Genomic DNA, 297 nt, shown 5'->3' on the forward strand with positions numbered 1-297 from the left:
TTCACCTGGACTATGACTGTTACCAGCCAGATTGATCTGTCGGCCAATCATCAGCGCGGTCTGGCGGTCGGCATCAATGAGGCCATGGGTTACATTGCCGTGGGTGCAGCGGGTCTGGCCACGGGGTATCTGGCCGTTTTGTATGGTCCCCGCTGGTCCTTGCTGGTCTTTGGGCTAGTGGTCATTGCGCTGGCGTTGGTGCTGCTGCTGTGGATAAAAGATACCATTTACTGGGTGCGGGCCGAGCATACACAACAAGAGGCTGACAACCCGGCAGCGGCACCCGCGCAAAGTATG

The 297-nt window shown here is 57.9% G+C and carries 1 protein-coding gene; it reads left to right on the forward strand.

All coding sequences use genetic code 11. From position 1 onward, the window contains the following. Nucleotides 1-12 precede the first annotated feature (12 nt). On the forward strand, nucleotides 13-297 hold a 285-nt coding region (locus tag HJG40_RS14735; RefSeq protein ID WP_368356176.1), incomplete at its 3' end, for an MFS transporter.

Origin of the sequence: Acidithiobacillus concretivorus, from assembly GCF_018853445.1 — a bacterium.
Classification (GTDB): domain Bacteria; phylum Pseudomonadota; class Gammaproteobacteria; order Acidithiobacillales; family Acidithiobacillaceae; genus Acidithiobacillus; species Acidithiobacillus concretivorus.